Origin of the sequence: Pseudomonas tremae (genome assembly GCF_023278125.1) — a bacterium.
GTDB classification, from domain to species: domain Bacteria; phylum Pseudomonadota; class Gammaproteobacteria; order Pseudomonadales; family Pseudomonadaceae; genus Aquipseudomonas; species Aquipseudomonas tremae.
This window is the reverse complement of record NZ_CP066270.1, coordinates 4,957,319-4,976,985: the sequence shown is the minus strand read 5'-3', so window position 1 is coordinate 4,976,985 and position 19,667 is coordinate 4,957,319. Positions and strand designations below refer to the sequence as shown.

The window sequence follows — 19,667 nt, the reverse complement described above, 5'->3', positions numbered from 1 at the left end:
TGGGGCCGCAGCATGTGCGGCCCGGCAAGGGCTTAGCCGGCGAGGTCCTGCTCCTCAATGGTGATGTTGTGGTTGGTGAAGACACAGATGTCGCCAGCGATGTGCAGCGAAGTCTCGGCGATTTCGCGTGCCGACAGATCAGTCTTGAGCAGCAGGGCGCGTGCAGCTGCCTGAGCAAATGCACCGCCGGAGCCCATCGCGATCAAGCCATCCTCGGGTTCGACGACATCGCCGTTGCCGGTGATGATCAGCGAGGCATCCTTATTGGCAACCGCCAGCATGGCTTCAAGGCGACTCAGGGAGCGATCGGTACGCCAGTCCTTGGCCAGTTCCACGGCTGCGCGGACCAGATGCCCCTGGTGTTTTTCCAGCTGGGCTTCAAAACGCTCGAACAGCGTGAATGCATCGGCGGTGGCGCCAGCGAAGCCTGCGATCACTTCTCCGTGATACAGGCGGCGCACCTTCTTGGCGTTGCCTTTCATGACGGTGTTGCCCAGGGAAACCTGGCCGTCGCCGGCCATGACGACTTTACCGTGGCGGCGCACTGAAACGATGGTGGTCAAGGGAGAGTCTCCACACTGCGGGGCGAAAATGCCCTGATGCAAACTCATATGGGGGTGTGAGCGAGTATTTCAACCTTGGAGGTGAATCGGGGGGAACGACCGTGAGTTGATCCGAACCCTTTAGCGGCCGGGCGACGCTCAGATGATATTTAGGAGCGGACTTGTCCGCGATGGGCTGCGAAACGGCCCCAAAACAGGCTGCCTCGGATGTGCCTGATACTCCGATGTGGCTGGTTTTGCTGCCGGTTCCCTGCAGATCGCGGACAAGCGAAGCGTCGCCCGCTCCGCTCCTACGCCCTCTAGCAGAAGCTCTGTGCTCATCGGAACATCGCGATGAGCACAGAAACAGCGGCGCTTTGGCTACCGGCTCTGGCGCTGTTGCAACAACAGGTTACTAAAACCGCCGCCCGCCAGTTGTTTCTGGGCAGTGGTCAGTTGTTCGCGGTTGCTGAACGGGCCGACCAGTACGCGGTACCAGGTTTCATCCTTCACGGTGCCGGACTCGACTGTCGAGGTCTGGCCCAGCAGGATGATCTGCGCGCGGACCTTCTCGGCGTCCGCCTGCTTGCGGAACGAACCAGCCTGCAGGAAGAACGTCGTGACCGCCGCTGGCTTGGTCGTGGCAACCGCTGGCGCCGGTGGAGGCGTCAAGCCGCTGAGTGCTGCCTGAGCCCGCGCAGTGTCGATCTTGGCAGCCTGCTCGGGAGACACCGGTGCCGTTGGTGCCACGGCCGGTGGGGTCTTTTCCGGGACGGCTTCGTTCGGCACGATCACTTCCGACTCAGGCAGCAGTGTGTAGAAGTCGTACTTGGGTTTGACCGGTGCTGTCGGGCTTGGCGGGGTCTTGTTCGCTTCGGCGATTTTCGCAGCCTTGGCGTCCGCCTTGACCCGCTTGACGTCTTCGCCACCCGGTTCGAGCTTCATCAGGAAGACTACAAATGCGCCCACGCTCAAGCCGATGACCAGCCACAACCATCCTGGAATCGGCTTCTTCGCGGGTGCCTGATAACGGCTGGCGCCCCGCTTGGGTGCCGGTTTTTTCTTCGCAACTGCCAACTTACATACGCTCCAGAGTTTCCAGACCCAATAGATCCAGGCCTTGCTTGAGGGTGCGACCGGTCAGGGCAGCCAGGCGCAGACGGCTCTGTTGCTGATCGGGACTTTCCGCACCAAGGATCGGGCAGTTTTCATAAAAGCTCGAAAACAGACCCGCAAGGTCATACAGGTAAGCACAAAGTACGTGCGGTGTGCCTTTTTCTGCGACGTTGTTCAATGTTTCAGTGAACTGCGCCAGGCGTGCAGCCAGTTCCTGCTCCTGCGGCGCCTCAAGGACGATTTGCCCCTTGCTGGCGTCGAAAGGTGTGCCCAGTTTGCGGAATACGCCTGCTACACGGGTATAGGCGTACAGCAGATAAGGCGCGGTATTGCCCTCGAAACTCAGCATCTGATCGAAGTTGAAACTGTAATCACTGGCACGGTGCTTGGACAGGTCGGCGTATTTCACCGCGCTGATGCCCACGGCCTTGGCGATGCTGCGCAACTCGGTCTCGGCGACTTCCGGGTTCTTTTCCTTTACCAGCGTGTAAGCGCGCTCTTCTGCTTCATCGAGCAGGTCGATGAGCTTGACCGTACCGCCGTCGCGGGTCTTGAACGGGCGGCCATCAGCGCCATTCATGGTGCCGAAGCCCATGTGTTCCAGTTGCATGCCGTTGTGGACGAAACCTGCGCGGCGGGCGACTTCGAATACCTGCTGGAAATGCAGCGCCTGACGCTGATCGACGAAATACAGCACGCGATCGGCCTTGAGCACCTTGCTGCGGTAGCGAATGGCAGCCAGATCGGTGGTGGCATACAGATAACCGCCGCCTGCCTTCTGCACGATCACTGGCAGAGGCGTATCGTCGGCGGTGCGGAATTCTTCGAGGAACACGCACTGCGCGCCGTTGCTCTCGACCAGCAGGCCGGTGGCTTTCAGGTCGTTGACCACATTGGCCAGGTCATCGTTGTAAGCACTTTCGCCCATGACATCGGCCGGGGTCAGCTTGACGTTGAGGCGCTCGTAGGTTTGCTGACAGTGCGACAACGAAATGTCCTTGAAACGCTCCCACAATGTGAGGCATTCGGCGTCGCCCGCTTGTAGCTTGACTACCAGGCCTCGAGCGCGCTCGGCAAACTCCGCAGACTCGTCAAAACGCTGCTTGGCGGCACGGTAGAAGTTTTCCAGGTCGGACAGTTCGTCGCTGGTCGCCGGTTTTTCCTGCAGGTAGGCCAGCAGCATGCCGAACTGGGTGCCCCAGTCGCCCACGTGGTTCTGGCGAATGACCGTGTCGCCCAGAAACTCGAGGACGTTCGCCACGCCGTCGCCAATAATGGTCGAGCGCAAGTGGCCAACGTGCATTTCCTTGGCCAGGTTGGGGGCCGACAGGTCGACCACCACACGCTGCGCTGCGCCCGCCTTGCGCACCGACAGGTTGGCGTCGGCAAGGGCGGCGTCGAGGCGTAAAGCCAGTGCGGCAGTGTTCTGGAAGAAGTTCAGAAAGCCTGGGCCGGCAATCTCGACCTTGCTTACCTGCTCGTCGGCAGGCAGCGCGGCGATCAGCTTTTCAGCCAGGTCGCGGGGCTTCATGCCAGCAGGTTTGGCGAGCATCATCGCGATATTACTGGCGAAGTCGCCGTGAGTCTTGTCGCGGGCGTTTTCTACCTGGATCGCCGGCGTCAGCCCTTCTGGCAAGACGCCCTCGGTGACGAGACGGGTCAGGGCTTGTTGAATCAGCTGGCGAATGGTGTCTTTCATGGTGCTCTCTTCAACCGCAAGCGCGGTGGCGCTTTGATGCGCGGGTGGAAAAACGCCGCATTATCCGTTGCCGGAGCCTGCTTGCCAACGGCGTGACCTAATAAAGATCCACCGGATCCACATCCAGCGACCATCGGACCTGTCGCCCGCTGGGCATTTGCTCCAGCGCCAGCAGCCAGGTGCCGAGTAATTTATGCAGGGGCGCGCGCGCGCTGGATTGCACGAGCAACTGCGCACGATATCGCCCGGCCCGACGCTCCATCGGTGCCGGAATTGGCCCCAGCAGCTCTATGCCACCCAGCTGCATTTGCGCCACCAGTTGCTCGGCATCGCTGCAGGCCTGATCGAGGAAGGCTTCTGCCTGACCAGGCTTGTGCGCCTCGGCACGCAGCAGCGCCAAGTGCGAAAACGGTGGCAGACCCGCCGAACGGCGCTCGCTCAGGGCCTGTTCGGCGAACGCGAAATAACCTTGTTCGGTGAGCTGGATCAACAGTGGGTGATCCGCCAGATGGGTCTGGATGATCACTTTGCCAGGTTCTTCGGCTCGTCCTGCGCGCCCGGCAACCTGCACAATCAGCTGCGCCATGCGTTCGCTGGCGCGGAAGTCACCGGAAAACAGCCCGCCGTCAGCGTCGAGAATCGACACCAGTGTCACTCGTGGGAAGTGATGCCCCTTGGCGAGCATCTGGGTGCCGACCAGAATGCACGGCTGGCCGCGCTGGATGGTCGCGAACAACTGGTTCATTGCGTCCTTGCGCGAGGTGCTGTCGCGATCCACGCGCAACACGGGAAAGTCCGGAAACAGAATCGCCAGCCGCTCTTCGGCGCGTTCAGTGCCTGCACCTACGGGGCGTAAATCCACCTTGCCGCAGGAAGGACACTGGCGCGGCACGCGTTCGACATAACCGCAGTGGTGGCAGCGCAGCTCGCCTGAGCGCTGATGCACGGTCATGCGAGCGTCGCAGCGCTGGCAGCCGGACATCCAGCCGCAGTCATGGCACAGAAGCGTTGGCGCAAAGCCGCGACGGTTGAGGAACACCAGCACTTGCTGGCCTGCCGCCAGGGTCTGGCCGATGGCCTGTTGCATCGGCCCGGAAATCCCGCTGTCCAGTGGCCGGCTCTTGACGTCCAGGCGCATGAAGCGAGGTTGTTGCGCGCCACCTGCGCGCTGGTTCAGGCGCAGCAGGCCGTAACGTCCGGTGTAAGCGTTGTGCAGGCTTTCCAGCGAAGGCGTGGCCGACCCGAGTACAATCGGAATGTTTTCCTGGCGGGCGCGCACCAGCGCCAGATCCCGGGCGTGATAGCGCAGGCCTTCCTGCTGTTTATAGGAGCCGTCGTGTTCTTCGTCGATAATGATTAAACCGGGGTTTTTCATTGGCGTGAACAGCGCCGATCGCGTACCGATGATGATGTCGGCTTCACCATCGCGTGCTGCCAGCCAGGCATCCAGTCGTTCGCGGTCGTTGACGGCAGAATGTACCAGCGCAATCCGGGCGTTGAAGCGCTGTTCGAAGCGCGCCAGGGTTTGTGGCCCCAGGTTGATCTCCGGGATCAGCACCAGCGCCTGTTTACCTGCCTCAAGGGTTTCGCGAATAAGTTGCAGATAGACTTCGGTCTTGCCGCTGCCCGTCACACCGGCCAGCAGAAACGCATGAAAGCTGTCGAACCCGGCTCTGATGGCCTCATAGGCAGCACGTTGTTCAGTGTTGAGAGGCAACTCCGGCTGGGCCAGCCAGTGTTCGTGACGTGCGCTGGGCGCATGGCTGCGCACTTCTACATAGACCAGCTCCTTGGCCAGCAGCAGATTGAGGCTGTCCTTGTTGAGCATCAGCTTACTGAGCAACTGGTGCGCCACGCCATGCGGGTGCTGGGCGAGGGTGGTCAACGCTTCACGCTGCTTGGGCGCGCGGGCGATGCGCGGATCATCGACACTGGCATTGGCTGCCACATGCCAGAAACGCTCCTGATGGCTTTCTGCCAGTTCGCCCTGGCGCAGCAGCACTGGCAAGGCCCAGCTCAACGTATCGCCGAGGCTGTGCTGATAATACTGCGACGTCCACAGGCACAGCTTGAACAGCGCAGGCGGCAACGGTGCTTCGCTGTCGAGCAGGGCGATGGCGGGTTTGAGCTTGTCGGCGGGCACTTCGCTGTGATCGACCACTTCCACCAGAATGCCGATCATCTCCCGACGCCCGAACGGCACTCGCAGGCGCATGCCCGGCTGCAAGGCGCTGCGCGTTACACCGGCAGGGGCGCGGTAGTCGAACAGGCGGCGGAGCGGCGAGGGCAGGGCAAGGCGCAGGATGGCGTCGGGCACGCAATGTTTCCCTGTGGTGGTCTGTAATAAGAAGACGCGATCTTAGCAGACGGCCGGTGTGAAGGTTCGCTTGCGTGGCTGCAATTGTCTGGTACTATCCGCAGCCTATTTCCGTGCGGTATTCAACAATAGTGTTGGGTGGCGGCACGTTAGACTGAGGAAGTACCGATGAAAGCTAATATCCATCCAGTTTACGAAGCCATTGACGCGACCTGTAGCTGCGGCAATGTCATCAAAACCCGTTCCACTCTGACCGGCCCTTTGAGCCTGGACGTGTGCAACGAGTGCCACCCGTTCTACACCGGCAAGCAGAAGATGCTTGACGTTGGCGGCCGTGTTGACAAGTTCAAGTCCCGTTTCGGTGCGTTCGGCGCAACCAAGCCGAAGCAGGACTGATAGCAAGACTGGTTGCCCATTGGGCCTTTCCAGACTGCTTCAAAAGGCGCCCCTTGTGGGCGCCTTTTTTATATCCGCGATTTGGCTGTCCGGGGCTCAGGCCTTCTGCCCGGCGCCTGCTTCATTGCCTGTCGCGCAGGTGCAGCGGGTGATCGACGGCGATACGCTGCGCCTGACCGATGGTCGTAATGTGCGCATGATCGGCCTCAATACACCTGAAACCGGCAAAAAAGACCGATCTGCCGAGCCGTTTGCCGATGCAGCCAAGGCGCGCCTGCAAGCCTTGGTGGATGAAAGCGACGGGCGCGTCAGCCTGCGTGTCGGGCAGCAAAGCAAGGATCATTACGGCCGTACGCTGGCCAACGTCTATGGCCGTGACGGCAGTAATCTTGAAGCGCAGTTGCTCAGCGAAGGGCTGGGCTATCTGGTCGCCGTTGCGCCCAATGTGGCACTTGTCAATTGCCAGCAGGGTGTCGAGCAGCAGGCGCGTCAGGCCCGGCGCGGCTTGTGGCGCAATTCGCCGGTGCAGCCTTCAGACAGAATCAGCAGCAGCGGCTTTGCCCTTGTATCCGGCAAGGTCAGACGCGTGCAGCGCAATGGCGGTGGTATCTGGATCGAGCTGCAGGGCTCGCTGGTACTGCGCGTTGCGCCCGGTCAGGTGCCCGGTTTCGATCGTGTGAAGCTCGAAAGCCTTAAAGGCAGAAAAGTCGAAGCGCGCGGCTGGGTTGTCGACCGTTCCAGGCGCGGAGGCCTGAAGGCCGGGCAATCGCGCTGGATGATGACACTGACTCATCCGGCCATGCTGAGCCAGCCCGAAGAATAGAAATTTCCGCAAAGTCGCCCTTCTTCCGATGGGCTGTCGGGTATTCGGTTTTCAGGTATGTAGGCGTAAAGTCTAACGCCACGCCCCTTGACAGCAGTGACTGGTCAGTCTTGTTAGGACTATGCATCTTGCGTATCCTCGGCGGTCCGTCTGTCCCACAGTAAAAAAAGCGGAATCCAATACATGTCAGATTTGAAAACTGCCGCGCTCGAATACCATGCCAATCCTCGTCCGGGGAAGCTGAGCGTCGAACTCACCAAGCCGACCGCAACCGCTCGTGACCTGGCTCTGGCCTACAGCCCTGGCGTTGCTGAACCCGTGCGTGAAATTGCCCGTGACCCCGAGCTGGCTTACAAGTACACCGGCAAAGGTAACCTGGTAGCAGTTATTTCCGATGGCACCGCGATTCTGGGCCTCGGCGATCTGGGCCCACTGGCTTCCAAGCCGGTCATGGAAGGTAAAGGGGTTCTGTTCAAGCGTTTCGCCGGTATCGACGTTTTCGATATCGAAGTCGATTCCGAAAGCCCGCAGGCTTTCATCGACACCGTCAAGCGTATCTCCATTACGTTCGGTGGCATCAACCTGGAAGACATCAAGGCGCCTGAGTGCTTTGAAATCGAGAAGGCGCTGATCGAACAGTGCGACATTCCGGTCTTCCACGATGACCAGCACGGCACCGCAATCGTAACTGCTGCCGGCATGATCAACGCGCTGGAAATTGTCGGTAAAAGCCTGGATACCGCGAAGATCGTCTGCCTCGGCGCTGGCGCTGCTGCCATCTCGTGCATGAAGCTGCTGGTCAGCATGGGCGCGAAGATCGAAAACATCTTCATGGTTGACCGTACTGGCGTGATCCATTCCGGCCGTACCGACCTGAACCAGTACAAGGCTGTGTTCGCCCACGCCACCGAAAAGCGCTCGCTGACTGACGCACTTGACGGCGCTGATGTGTTCGTAGGCCTGTCCGGCCCTAATCTGCTGAGTGCTGAAAACCTCAAGTTGATGGCCAAGGATCCGATCGTGTTCGCTTGCTCGAACCCAGACCCGGAGATCTCCCCGGAACTGGCTCACGCTACCCGTAGCGACGTGATCATGGCGACCGGCCGTTCGGACTACCCGAACCAGGTCAACAACGTGCTGGGTTTCCCGTTCATCTTCCGTGGTGCTCTGGATGTTCGCGCCAAGCGCATCAACGAAGAGATGAAAATCGCCGCAGCCAATGCTCTGCGTGAACTGGCCAAGCTGCCGGTCCCACAGGAAGTCTGCGACGCTTACGGCGGCATCAAGCTGGAATTCGGTCGTGAGTACATCATCCCGAAACCAATGGACACCCGCCTGCTGGGCCTGATCGCCGATGCGGTCGCCAAGGCAGCCATCGAAAGCGGCGTTGCCACCCTGCCGTATCCAAAGCACTACCCGCTGACCAGCGTGGACGATGTGTTCAAGGGTTGATACCTGACCCAATAAAAAACCCCTGCAGCGATGCAGGGGTTTTTTTATGCCTGCGAAGTGGACACAGAGCATGGGCACGATAGTGCCTGCTTAAAGACTATCGTTCCTCACGCTCCAGCGTGGGAATGCCTTTGGTGACGCTCCGCGTCACACGGCTGTGGATCAGAACAAATCGATCGGCGCTGACTCGTCTGCGGGCAGTGGGCTGCCGGGTGCGCTGCTGCCGCCCATTTCGTTGACGCTAGGCGGCGTGTCTTCGCTTTTGAACAGCTCGAAGAACGCATTCGGTGTGCTTGGCGTAGCGGCACGTCCGCTCAACGGATCGACACGCAGGCTGAGGATACCGTCCGGTTGCGCTTGCTGATGCGGAGGCTTGTCCTTGAGCGCAGCGCTCATGTAGTCCATCCAGATCGGCAGTGAGACGGTACCGCCAAATTCATGACGGCCAAGACTTTCAGGCTGATCAAAACCGCTCCAGACCGTTGTCACGTAGTCAGAGTTGTAGCCAGAGAACCACGCATCCTTGGAGTCGTTGGTCGTACCGGTCTTGCCCGCGATGTCCGGACGATTCATTGCCAAGGCGCGACGGCCGGTGCCGCGCTTGATCACATCCTGCAGCATGCTGTTAAGGATATAGGTCGTGCGGCCATCCACAATACGCTCTGCAAAGGCCGGCGCTTGCGGTTCGGCAGGCGTGCCCGGTGCCGTGGTCGCGACGCTTGGGCTGTCGTGTACGGCAAAGGTCGATGTGTCGGGCGCAGTCTTGACGTCGTTGGCCGGAACGCTGGGCGGGTTGGCGACAAACAGCGTCTGACCGTCACGGTTCTCGATGGTCTGGATCAGATAAGGGCTGATCTTGTAGCCACCGTTGGCGAACGTGGCCCAGCCAGTGGCGATCTCCATCGGCGTCAGTGTGGCTGTACCCAATGCCAGCGAAAGGTTACGCGGCAGGTCCTGCTTGGCGAAACCGAAGCGGGTGATGTAATCGATAGTGCTGTCGATACCCAGCGCCTGAAGCAGGCGGATCGAAACCAGGTTGCGCGACTTGTACAGCGCTTCGCGCAGGCGAATTGGCCCGAGGAACGTATTGGTGTCGTTCTTCGGACGCCACACCTTGTCCAGGTACTCGTCGACAAACACGATAGGGGCATCGTTCACCAGGCTTGATGCGGTGTAGCCGTTATCAAGCGCGGCGCTGTAAATGAACGGTTTGAAGCTGGAACCCGGCTGGCGCTTGGCCTGCATGGCCCGGTTGTAGTTGCTTTGCTCGAAAGCAAAACCGCCGACCAACGCACGAATGGCGCCGTTTTGCGGATCAAGCGAGACCAGGGCGCTTTGCGCGACGGGAATTTGACTGAATTTCAGCGAGCCATCGTCCTGGCGCAGCAAGCGAACCAAGTCACCGACCTTCGCAACATCGCCTGGCTGCTTTGGATTTGCACCCAGGCTGTTGGTGTTCAGATAAGGGCGCGCCCACTTCATGGTGGCCCAATCGACAGTCTCTTCCTTCTCGCCATTGCGGGTCAGAACGCGCAGCCCGGTCTTGTCGACCTGGGTCACGATGGCGGGTTCGAGGCCGTTGATAGTCCGTTGCTTGGTCAGCTCCTGTACCCAGTTAGCTCGGGTCATGGCCGGGAAGCGGCTTTCCGGACCTCGGTAGCCGTGGCGCTGATCGTAGTCGATCAAGCCCTGCTGGATAGCCTTGTTGGCATGTTCCTGAAGGTCGCTCGGCACCGTGGTTGTGACGCGGAAACCCTCTGTATACGCGGCGCTGCCGTAGCGGCCGACCATTTCTGCGCGCGCCATTTCAGCAATGTACGGGGCGTTCACTTCAGGTGTCGGCACGTGATAGCTGGCATTGAGGGGTTCGCTCAAGGCGGCTTGATAAGCGCTTTGGTCGATCTTGCCCAAACGGAACATGCGGCCGAGGATCCAGTCACGACGTTCCTTGGCGCGGGTCGGGTTGGCCAGTGGGTTGAAGCGCGAAGGCGCCTTGGGCAAACCGGCAATCATGGCCATTTGCGCAAGGCTTACATCGCGAATCGATTTGCCATAGTAGACTTGCGCCGCGGCCTCGATGCCATAGGCCCGGTTACCCAGATAAATCTTGTTGACGTACAGCTCGAGAATCTCGTCTTTGGTGAGTTGGCGCTCGATTTGCAAGGCCAGAAGAATCTCGGTGGTTTTCCGTGAAAAGCTTCGTTCGCTGGTCAGGAAAAAGTTTTTCGCGACCTGCATGGTGATGGTGCTGCCGCCTGATTGAATGTGGCCGCTTTTCACCAGCTGAGTGGCAGCGCGCATCAGGCTGCCAGGGTCGACGCCGTAGTGGTTGGCGAAATTGTCGTCTTCGGCCGACAGCAGGGCATTGATGAAATTGGGCGGGATTTCCGCGAAGCGAATCGGCGTGCGACGCATTTCACCGAATTCGGCAATCAGCTTGCCGTCGCTGCTAAACACGCGCAGGGGAATTTGCAGTTGAATGCTTCGCAGCGCTTCAACGGAGGGCAGGGTCGGGCTCAGGTAAAGAAACGCGCCGCTCAAGCCAAGCAACAGCGAGCAGAATACCGCGACGAGGGACCACCAGAAAAACTTCAGCAGGCGTATCAAGGCTTTTGGATTTCCAGAAAAAATAATGGGTTAAGCGCAGGCGTTTACAAATGAACACGCCTTGAAGCTTTGTTAAACGAAAAAAACGCTGGGCATTATAAGCATTTTTCGTCCCCGAGCGTGATTTGCGCTACTGTCAAGGCTGTCGACAGTGACGTTGACCCGAAATAACTCCGTAAGTGACGGAAACTCAATAGGAATCAGGTTGTGTTCGAACTCTTCAAGAAGAAGGCCAACACCCTTCTAGGGATCGATATTAGCTCCACCTCGGTAAAACTCCTGGAATTGAGTCGTTCCGGCACTCGTTACAAGGTCGAGTCTTACGCAGTCGAGCCGTTGCCGGCCAACGCTGTGGTCGAAAAAAATATTGCCGAACTCGAAGGGGTGGGTCAGGCACTGTCTCGCGTGCTTGCCAAGGCAAAGACCAGCGTCAAGATTGTGGCGGTGGCCGTTGCCGGGTCCGCCGTTATTACCAAGACCATCGAGATGGACGCCGGTCTTTCCGACGACGACATGGAAAACCAGCTCAAGCTTGAAGCTGATCAGTACATTCCCTACCCGCTTGAAGAAGTCGCCATCGATTTTGAGGTGCAGGGCTATTCGGTCCGCAACCCGGAACGCGTCGAGGTCCTTCTGGCGGCCTGCCGCAAGGAAAACGTCGAAGTGCGCGAGGCCGCGCTGGCGCTGGCCGGTCTGACCGCGCGTGTCGTCGATGTCGAAGCTTATGCGCTGGAGCGTTCGTTCGGCCTGCTGGCCGCGCAACTGGGCAACGGTCATGACGAGCTTACCGTGGCGGTGGTTGATATCGGCGCCACAATGACCACCTTGAGCGTGCTGCACCATGGCCGGATCATCTATACCCGCGAGCAACTGTTCGGTGGTCGCCAGCTGACTGACGAAATTCAGCGCCGTTACGGGCTCTCGATGGAGGAAGCCGGGCTTGCCAAAAAGCAGGGCGGGCTGCCCGACGACTACGTCAGCGAAGTGCTGGACCCGTTCAAGGATGCATTGGTGCAGCAGGTTTCCCGTTCTCTGCAGTTCTTTTTTGCGGCAGGTCAGTACAACTCAGTGGATCACATCATGCTGGCAGGCGGCACGGCTTCAATCTCCGGGCTGGAGCATCTGATCCAGCGGCGCATTGGTACGCCGACTATGGTGGCCAACCCGTTTGCCGACATGGCTTTGAGCGCCAAGGTCAATGCTGGCGCCCTGGCGAGTGATGCGCCTGCCTTGATGATCGCGTGCGGTCTGGCGTTGAGGAGCTTCGACTGATGGCACGGATCAACCTTTTACCGTGGCGTGAAGAGCTTCGCGAAGAGCGAAAGAAGCGCTTTTTGACGGCGCTGGTCGGTGTGCTGGTGGTGTCTGTCAGCATTCTGTTTCTGGTCGACCGCTACGTCAGCAATGCCATCGAGCATCAGATGGCGCGCAATGCATTCCTCCAGACCCAGATCGCGCAACTGGATATCCGCATCAAGGAGATCAGCGACCTGAAGGCGCGTCGCAAGCAACTGCTTGAGCGCATGAAGATCATTCAGGACCTGCAAGGCAACCGGCCGATCACCGGGCGTGTATTCGACCAGTTGGCCCGCACCTTGCCCGATGGCGTCTACTACTCGCAGGTCAAGATGGCCAGCAAGCTGATTTCCATCAGCGGTGCAGCAGAGTCCAATAACCGGGTTTCGGACCTGATGCGCAACCTTGAAGCCTCCGAATGGCTTGAAGCGCCGAGCCTGACCGAGGTCAAGGCGACGACGGCGGGTGCCGTGGATCAGGCCAATATCTTCCAGCTGACTGTGCGCCAGACGCAGCCACCGGTTGTCGCTGCCGAAGGAGCCAAGCCATGAACATCTCCGAATGGATGGAAGGGCTGCGCAAGGTCGACCTGAGCGAGCTGGAACTGAACAACACCGGCTCCTGGCCTGCGGCGGTCAAGGTCATTGCAGGCGTACTGGTCGCAGTATTGATTTTCGCACTGGGCTACTTCTTCTTTATTCAAGACCTGGAGACCCAGCTGGAAGCCGCTCAGACCAGCGAGATAACGCTCAAGGATCAATTTTCCAACAAGGCATTTCAGGCCGCCAACCTGGAGCCCTACAAGAAACAGATGGAAGAAATGGAAAACACCTTCGGTGCGCTGCTGAGGCAATTGCCCAGCGACACCGAAGTGCCGGGTTTGCTCGAGGACATCACGCGGACCGGGCTGGGAAGCGGCCTTGAGTTCGAGGAAATCAAGCTGCTGCCCGAGGCCGTCCAGCAGTTCTACATCGAGCTGCCGATACAGATCACCGTGGTCGGTGGTTATCACGACCTGGCGACTTTCGTCAGCGGCGTTGCCAGCCTGCCACGCATCGTCACGCTGCATGACTTCGAGATCAAACCGGTCGATCCGAAAGTCCCGGGCAAATTGCGCATGAGCATTCTGGCCAAGACCTACCGCTACAACGATGAAGGGCTGAAAAAATGAAGGCGGCGCGATTGTTGTGCGTCAGTGTGATTTTTGCGGGGCTGGCCGGTTGCGGCAATGACAATGACTTTGCTGATTTGACCGGCTTCATGGATCAGGCTCGGGCGCGTCCGAGTGGCACCATCGAACCCCTGCCCAAGTTTCGCCCCTACGAAGCGTTCACTTATAACGCATCGGCCCTGCGCAGCCCTTTCCAGCCGCCGGTGAAGATTGACCTGCTCAATCGCCAGAAGGGCACGCGGCTGGTGGCGCCGGATGAGCATAGGGTCAAGCAGTTTCTGGAAGGCTTCAACATCGAGTCGTTCGAAATGGTCGGCACGATTGGCAATGAATCAGGCACCTTTGCCCTGTTGCGCGGCGCTGGTGGTGTACATCGCGTCAAGGTGGGCGATTACCTGGGGCGCAATAACGGTCGGGTTGTGTCGATCGGCGACGCGCAGGTAGATGTCATCGAAATAGTTCCTGATGGAGAGGGGGCCTGGCTGGAAAGGCCGCGCAGTATTTCCCTCAAAGAACGCTCATGAAGTGGGCAAGGCCAAGTATGCACAGTAGCGCTCAACGGAAATTGATCATGACCCGGATTTTCTCGATTATCGGCGTGTCGTTATGCATCGCGATGCTTTCGCCGGTTCTCCAGGCTGCCAACCTCAAGACCCTGGATGTGGCTGCCCTGCCGGGCGATCGCATCGAGCTCAAGCTTTCATTCGATGCGCCCGTGCCTGCGCCTCGTGGCTACACTACCGCGCAACCGGCTCGCATCGCGCTGGACCTGCCGGGCGTGACCAGCCAGTTATCGACCAAAAGTCGAGAGCTGGGCACCGGCAATGCACGCAGTGTGGTCGTGGTGCAGGCCCAGGATCGCACGCGGGTGATCATCAACCTGACGACGCTGTCGCCTTACAGCTCGCGGGTCGACGGCAACAACCTGTTCGTGGTCATCGGGCAAGGAGCATCTGCCGCGCAGGCCTCTCAGCCAACCACCGCAATGGGCGCGCAGAGAGTGGCTGTGCCGCCGCCCACTCCGGCTTCCGCCAGGCCTTACGTGCCTGCCGGCGCCAAGGCAATCAGAAATATCGACTTCCAGCGCGGCGAGTTGGGTGAAGGTAATGTGGTCATCGACCTGAGCAATGCCAGCATTGCCCCTGATATTCAGGAGCAGGGCGGCAAGATCCGCGTCGATTTCGCCAAGACCCTGCTGCCTGAACCGCTGCGTGTCCGCCTCGACGTCAAGGACTTCGCGACCCCCGTGCAGTTCGTCAGTGCTTCTACTTCTGGCGACAAGGCCAGCATCCTGATCGAGCCGTCGGGCGCTTTCGATTACTCGGCGTTCCAGACCGAAAACAAGCTGACGATCAGTGTGCGTCCGTTGACCAACGAGGACGTGGACCGCCGCGCCGCCGACAAGCCGGTGTACACCGGTGAGAAGCTGTCGCTGAACTTCCAAGACATCGATGTGCGTTCGGTGCTGCAACTGATTGCCGACTTCACCAACCTTAATCTGGTCGCCAGCGACACTGTCCAGGGTGGCATCACGCTGCGCTTGCAGAACGTGCCGTGGGATCAGGCACTGGATCTGGTGCTGAAAACCAAGGGGCTGGACAAGCGCAAGATCGGCAACGTCCTGCTGGTCGCGCCAGCTGACGAAATCGCCGCCCGCGAACGTCAGGAGCTGGAATCGCTCAAGCAGATCGCCGAACTGGCACCGCTGCGTCGTGAACTGCTGCAGGTCAACTACGCCAAGGCCGCCGATATCGCCAAGCTGTTCCAGTCGGTGACCAGCGCCGAGGCCAAGGCTGACGAGCGTGGCTCCATTACAGTGGACGACCGCACCAATAACATCATTGCCTATCAGACCCAGGACCGCCTGGACGAACTTCGCCGTATCGTTTCGCAACTGGACATTCCGGTGCGTCAGGTGATGATCGAGGCGCGCATCGTCGAGGCCAACGTCGATTACAACAAACAGTTGGGTGTGCGTTGGGGCGGCCGGACCAACCTGTCGGGTTCCAGCAAATGGAGCGCTGGCGGTCTGGACAATAACGGCGATGAGGCAGGCAATACCGGCAACAATCTGGGGCCCAACATTCCGTTTGTCGACCTGGGCGCTGCTAATGCGACGACAGGTATCGGCCTGGGTTTCGTGACCAACAACACGCTGCTGGACCTTGAGCTGAGCGCGATGGAAAAAACCGGCAACGGTGAAATCGTCTCCCAGCCCAAAGTGGTCACGTCCGACAAGGAAACTGCCAAGATCCTCAAGGGCACGGAAATCCCGTACCAGGAATCCAGCTCCAGCGGCGCAACCACCGTGAGCTTCAAGGAGGCGTCCCTGTCGCTTGAAGTGACGCCGCAGATCACGCCCGATAACCGCATCATCATGGAGGTCAAGGTCACCAAGGATGAGCCGGACTACCTGAATGCGGTGCTTGGCGTTCCGCCTATCAAGAAAAACGAAGTCAACGCCAAAGTGCTGATTTCCGACGGCGAAACCATCGTCATTGGCGGCGTGTTCTCGAATACGCAAAGTAAAGTTGTCGATAAAGTGCCATTTCTCGGCGATGTACCGTATCTTGGCCGGCTTTTCAGGCGCGATGTGGTATCCGAGTCCAAATCCGAGCTGTTGGTATTTTTGACTCCGCGTATCATGAACAACCAGGCGATTTCTGTGAGTCGTTGATTTTGTGCGAAATTTAATACTTGTGGGGCCGATGGGTGCTGGCAAGAGCACCATCGGCCGCTTGCTTGCCAAAGAGTTGCGACTGCCGTTCAAGGATTCCGACAAGGAAATCGAGCTGCGTACGGGCGCCAATATCCCCTGGATCTTCGACAAGGAAGGCGAACCGGGTTTTCGTGATCGCGAGCAGGCCATGATTGCCGAGTTGTGTGACGCCGATGGCGTGGTGCTGGCGACTGGCGGCGGCGCAGTGATGCGTAGCGAAAATCGTCAGGCCCTGCGCGCCGGTGGGCGTGTCGTCTACTTGCATGCGTCTATCGAACAGCAGGTCGGACGTACCGCACGTGATCGCAATCGCCCTTTGCTGCGTACTGCCGATCCGGCCCGTGTGCTGAGCGAGTTGCTCGCCATTCGGGACCCGTTGTATCGAGAAATTGCCGATCTGGTGATCGAAACCGATGAGCGGCCACCCCGAATGGTGGTTCTCGAGATACTCGGGCGTCTGGCAGAGCTTCCTCCCCGTTAAAGCGCAGACGAAAATGCGCTATCCTCGTCGACCATAAAAACAGCGACGGTGCATGGCCTGACGTCATGACCCGCTGAGCACACAACGGTGCAACCGGTAATCAATGTGGGGACACATGCAGACACTTAAGGTCGAGCTGGGCGAGCGTAGCTACCCGATTCACATAGGCGAAGGCCTGCTGGATCAGCCGGAATTACTGGCACCGCACATCGTCGGGCGTCAGGTGGCCATTGTTTCCAACACGACAGTGGCGCCTCTGTATCTGGAGCGTCTGACCCGGACCCTGGCCGGTTACAACGTGCTTCCGATTGTTCTGCCTGATGGCGAGGCGTTCAAGAACTGGGAAACCCTGCAGACCATTTTTGATGCATTGCTCACGGCGCGTCACGACCGGCGCACCACCGTTATCGCTTTGGGGGGCGGGGTGATCGGTGACATGGCCGGCTTTGCTGCCGCCTGCTACCAGCGCGGCGTGAATTTCATCCAGATTCCGACCACTCTTTTGTCTCAGGTGGACTCCTCGGTCGGCGGCAAGACCGGCATCAACCACCCGCTGGGCAAGAACATGGTCGGTGCCTTTTATCAGCCAGGCGTCGTTATTATCGACACCACCTCGCTCAATACCCTTCCCGAGCGTGAGCTGTCCGCCGGGCTGGCAGAAGTCATCAAGTACGGCCTGATCTGCGACGAGCCTTTTCTGACCTGGCTCGAAGAGCACGTGGACGCCCTGCGCGGGCTGGATCAGGCGGCGCTTACCGTCGCCATCGAGCGCTCCTGCGCAGCCAAGGCGCTGGTGGTCGGCGCCGACGAGCGCGAATCGGGTGTGCGTGCGACATTGAACCTGGGTCACACATTCGGTCACGCCATCGAGACGCATATGGGCTATGGTGTCTGGCTGCATGGCGAGGCGGTAGCGGCCGGTACGGTAATGGCGCTGGAAATGTCCTCGCGTCTGGGCTGGATCAGCACCCAGAAACGGGACCGTGGTATTCGCCTGTTTCAACGTGCCGGGTTGCCCGTCGTACCGCCGCAGGACATGACGGAAGATAATTTCCTCGAACACATGGCGATCGACAAGAAAGTCATCGACGGTCGCCTGCGTCTGGTGCTGTTGCGCCAGATGGGCGAAGCGGTTATCACGGACGATTATCCAAAAGAAGTATTACAGGCCACTCTGGTTGCGGACTATCGCGCCCTGGTGGATCAGCTTAGAGGTTAACGGAAACCCCATGACTAGTTTGCATGCCGACGAGGCCTTCCTCGGTCATTATCAGTTGAGTCATGACCCCTTTGCGGCGCGGGTACCTGGCTTCAAATTCTTCCCTGCCCAGCGCAAGCCTGTGTTGGGTCAGCTTCATCATCTGGCGCGCTACAGCCAGTTGCTGCTGGCAGTCACCGGCCCACAGGGCAGCGGCAAGACGCTGTTGCGCCAGGCGTTGGTGGCAAGTACCAACAAGCAATCGGTGCAAAGCGTCGTGGTTTCCGCGCGCGGTGCCGGCGATGCGGCAGGCGTGTTGCAGCAGGTCGCTCAGTCGCTCAGCGTCGCCCAGCTTGAAATGCAGGCGATCCTGTCGCAGGTTGTGCAGCTGGGTCTGACCGGGCAAGAAGTTTACGTGCTGGTTGACGATGCGGAACAACTTGGCGATTCGGCGCTCGAAGCGTTGCTGGGTCTTGCTGCGGGAACCCCTGAAGGGCGCCCGCATGTATTCCTGTTCGGAGAGCCATCGCTGCTCGATCGTCTCGATCAGATGTGTGCCGACCTGCAGGGCGATGTAGAAGGCGAGCGCTTTCACGTCATCGAGCTGCAACCCTATACGGAAGAGGAAACCCGGGAGTATCTGGCTCAACGTCTGGAGGGTGCAGGGCAAGGAATCGCGTTGTTCACTGCCGACCAGATCACCGATATTCATGAACAATCCGATGGCTGGCCTGGGGCGATCAACCAGGTGGCCCGCGATTCAATGATCGAGGCGATGATCGCGAGTCGTTCCGCGGTCAAGCGTCCAAGTGTGGGGTTCAAAATGCCGAAAAAACACGTATTGGCCTTGGGTGCAGTTGTCATCGTGGCCGTGGCAGCAGCAGTGCTGATCCCGGGTCGTGGCAACAAGACAGGCACTACCGCCGATGCTCCAGCGTCTGCCCAGGCACAATTGCCGCTGGGCGAAGGCAAGCCGACTGCTCAGCAATCGAACAACGGTGGCCCTGCCATCGAGTTCGCGGGCAATTCCCAACCGATGCCGTTGCCCATGAATGGCAATTCGCAGCCGGTGATGCGCGGCCCGCTGGCTGAAGCCGCCGGCTCCAGCGATGCCGACGAAGACGCAGTGCCTACCGGGTCGCCTGCTCAGCCTCCAACCGTGACCACCACTGCACCGCCAGCCGGTGTACCTGCAGGTCAGGCGGCGGCCCAAACGCCGCGTTCGTCGATTCCTGCACCTACCCCGGCAGCTCCGGCGCCAGCCCCAGCCGCCAAGCCTGCTCCGGCTCAGGTCGCGACGGCCAAGCCTGCCCCGGCCCCGGCTGCCAAGCCTGCCGAAAAACCAGCTGCAGCTGCCAAACCGGCGACCGGTGGTAGCTGGTACAGCAGCCAGGCACCTGGCCATTACGTGGTGCAGATCCTCGGCACCAGCTCTGAAGCAACTGCCCAGGCCTACATCGCGGAACAGGGCGGCGAGTACCGTTACTTCAAGAAAACCCTGCAGGGCAAGCCGCTTTACGTCGTCACGTATGGCAACTTTCCTGACCGTGCTGCCGCCCTGGCAGCCATCAAGGTATTGCCAGCGAAGGTTCAGGCTGGTAAACCTTGGCCTCGTACTGTCGCCAGCGTCCAACAAGAGCTCGGCGCCAGTCGCTGAAGTCGCAGCGGCTCTATCCGGGCCGCTCACCAAGCAAACCTGACTTAACCCGCTCCAGTGCGCCACTTTATTGGCGTGCTGCTTGCGGTGTCTGCGTTACAAGCGCTCTACAGTCTCCCGTCGCGTCAGTCAGATTCATGAACAAATGCTTTGACTAGCACAGCGACCCGTTTTAAAACTTTCATAATTGCGA

Annotated in this window: 16 protein-coding genes; 11 read left to right on the top strand and 5 right to left on the bottom strand. The window is 59.6% G+C overall.

The genetic code is table 11. The features are described from left to right. Positions 1-32: 32 nt before the first annotated feature. The 4 genes from hslV to I9H09_RS22385 form a co-directional block, all read right to left on the bottom strand. A complete protein-coding gene (gene hslV / locus I9H09_RS22400; RefSeq protein WP_003392345.1) occupies positions 33-563 on the bottom strand; it encodes an ATP-dependent protease subunit HslV in 531 nt (176 codons plus the stop codon). Between the two features lie 360 nt (positions 564-923). Continuing rightward, the gene (locus I9H09_RS22395; protein ID WP_024668731.1) at positions 924-1,619 is read right to left on the bottom strand and encodes an SPOR domain-containing protein; all 696 of its coding nucleotides are present in this window, start codon (positions 1,617-1,619) and stop codon (positions 924-926) included. A gap of 1 nt (position 1,620) precedes the next feature. Next, positions 1,621-3,357 carry an arginine--tRNA ligase gene (gene argS, locus I9H09_RS22390; RefSeq protein WP_005888193.1) on the bottom strand — a complete coding sequence of 579 codons (1,737 nt, stop codon included), beginning with the start codon at positions 3,355-3,357 and terminating at the stop codon, positions 1,621-1,623. Positions 3,358-3,454: 97 nt separating this feature from the next. Next, positions 3,455-5,674 (bottom strand): primosomal protein N', encoded by a 2,220-nt coding sequence (locus tag I9H09_RS22385; protein ID WP_122347004.1) that lies wholly within the window; start codon positions 5,672-5,674, stop codon positions 3,455-3,457. Positions 5,675-5,842: 168 nt separating this feature from the next. On the opposite strand from I9H09_RS22385, the gene rpmE reads away from it, so the two are divergent. The 3 genes from rpmE to I9H09_RS22370 all read left to right on the top strand — a co-directional run bounded on the left by rpmE (position 5,843) and on the right by I9H09_RS22370 (position 8,345). Then, positions 5,843-6,070 carry a 50S ribosomal protein L31 gene (gene rpmE / locus I9H09_RS22380; RefSeq protein WP_005888197.1) on the top strand — a complete coding sequence of 76 codons (228 nt, stop codon included), beginning with the start codon at positions 5,843-5,845 and terminating at the stop codon, positions 6,068-6,070. A gap of 19 nt (positions 6,071-6,089) precedes the next feature. After that, complete coding sequence (locus tag I9H09_RS22375; protein ID WP_183142438.1) at positions 6,090-6,893, top strand: thermonuclease family protein; 804 nt, start codon at positions 6,090-6,092, stop codon at positions 6,891-6,893. Positions 6,894-7,076: 183 nt separating this feature from the next. After that, positions 7,077-8,345, top strand: coding sequence for a malic enzyme-like NAD(P)-binding protein (locus I9H09_RS22370; RefSeq protein WP_005888200.1), 1,269 nt, complete (start codon positions 7,077-7,079; stop codon positions 8,343-8,345). Positions 8,346-8,507: 162 nt separating this feature from the next. Here I9H09_RS22370 and I9H09_RS22365 read toward each other — a convergent pair whose 3' ends face one another. Further along, positions 8,508-10,949 carry a penicillin-binding protein 1A gene (locus I9H09_RS22365; protein ID WP_371903650.1) on the bottom strand — a complete coding sequence of 814 codons (2,442 nt, stop codon included), beginning with the start codon at positions 10,947-10,949 and terminating at the stop codon, positions 8,508-8,510. Positions 10,950-11,159: 210 nt separating this feature from the next. Between I9H09_RS22365 and I9H09_RS22360 the strand changes: the two genes are divergently transcribed. From I9H09_RS22360 to I9H09_RS22325, 8 genes are all read left to right on the top strand, one after another. Continuing rightward, positions 11,160-12,224, top strand: coding sequence for a pilus assembly protein PilM (locus I9H09_RS22360; RefSeq protein ID WP_005888204.1), 1,065 nt, complete (start codon positions 11,160-11,162; stop codon positions 12,222-12,224). Continuing rightward, positions 12,224-12,799: a PilN domain-containing protein gene (locus tag I9H09_RS22355; RefSeq protein ID WP_005888206.1), complete on the top strand. Its 576-nt coding sequence runs from the start codon at positions 12,224-12,226 to the stop codon at positions 12,797-12,799. Before I9H09_RS22360 ends, I9H09_RS22355 begins: the two co-directional genes overlap by 1 nt. After that, complete coding sequence (gene pilO, locus I9H09_RS22350) at positions 12,796-13,419, top strand: type 4a pilus biogenesis protein PilO (RefSeq protein ID WP_005888208.1); 624 nt, start codon at positions 12,796-12,798, stop codon at positions 13,417-13,419. The genes I9H09_RS22355 and pilO overlap by 4 nt, the downstream gene beginning before the upstream one ends. Then, positions 13,416-13,943, top strand: a complete 528-nt coding sequence (gene pilP / locus I9H09_RS22345) for a type 4a pilus biogenesis lipoprotein PilP (protein WP_005888210.1) — start codon at positions 13,416-13,418, stop codon at positions 13,941-13,943. Before pilO ends, pilP begins: the two co-directional genes overlap by 4 nt. 47 nt (positions 13,944-13,990) lie before the next feature. Further along, positions 13,991-16,096: a type IV pilus secretin PilQ gene (locus I9H09_RS22340; RefSeq protein ID WP_005888212.1), complete on the top strand. Its 2,106-nt coding sequence runs from the start codon at positions 13,991-13,993 to the stop codon at positions 16,094-16,096. Between the two features lie 4 nt (positions 16,097-16,100). Next, the gene (gene aroK / locus I9H09_RS22335; protein WP_005888214.1) at positions 16,101-16,619 is read left to right on the top strand and encodes a shikimate kinase AroK; all 519 of its coding nucleotides are present in this window, start codon (positions 16,101-16,103) and stop codon (positions 16,617-16,619) included. A gap of 115 nt (positions 16,620-16,734) precedes the next feature. Further along, complete coding sequence (gene aroB, locus I9H09_RS22330; protein ID WP_122347003.1) at positions 16,735-17,838, top strand: 3-dehydroquinate synthase; 1,104 nt, start codon at positions 16,735-16,737, stop codon at positions 17,836-17,838. Positions 17,839-17,848: 10 nt separating this feature from the next. Continuing rightward, positions 17,849-19,474: an SPOR domain-containing protein gene (locus I9H09_RS22325; RefSeq protein ID WP_122347002.1), complete on the top strand. Its 1,626-nt coding sequence runs from the start codon at positions 17,849-17,851 to the stop codon at positions 19,472-19,474. The last annotated feature ends 193 nt before the right edge of the window (positions 19,475-19,667 follow it).

Bases quoted from the DNA above. Each gene is read 5' to 3' on its own strand.
- argS (WP_005888193.1), bottom strand. From the start codon at position 3,357: ATGAAAGACACCATTCGCCAGCTGATTCAACAAGCCCTGACCCGTCTC.
- rpmE (WP_005888197.1), top strand. From the start codon at position 5,843: ATGAAAGCTAATATCCATCCAGTTTACGAAGCCATTGACGCGACCTGT.
- I9H09_RS22370 (WP_005888200.1), top strand. From the start codon at position 7,077: ATGTCAGATTTGAAAACTGCCGCGCTCGAATACCATGCCAATCCTCGT.
- I9H09_RS22355 (WP_005888206.1), top strand. From the start codon at position 12,224: ATGGCACGGATCAACCTTTTACCGTGGCGTGAAGAGCTTCGCGAAGAG.
- pilO (WP_005888208.1), top strand. From the start codon at position 12,796: ATGAACATCTCCGAATGGATGGAAGGGCTGCGCAAGGTCGACCTGAGC.
- pilP (WP_005888210.1), top strand. From the start codon at position 13,416: ATGAAGGCGGCGCGATTGTTGTGCGTCAGTGTGATTTTTGCGGGGCTG.
- I9H09_RS22340 (WP_005888212.1), top strand. From the start codon at position 13,991: ATGACCCGGATTTTCTCGATTATCGGCGTGTCGTTATGCATCGCGATG.
- aroB (WP_122347003.1), top strand. From the start codon at position 16,735: ATGCAGACACTTAAGGTCGAGCTGGGCGAGCGTAGCTACCCGATTCAC.
- I9H09_RS22325 (WP_122347002.1), top strand. From the start codon at position 17,849: ATGACTAGTTTGCATGCCGACGAGGCCTTCCTCGGTCATTATCAGTTG.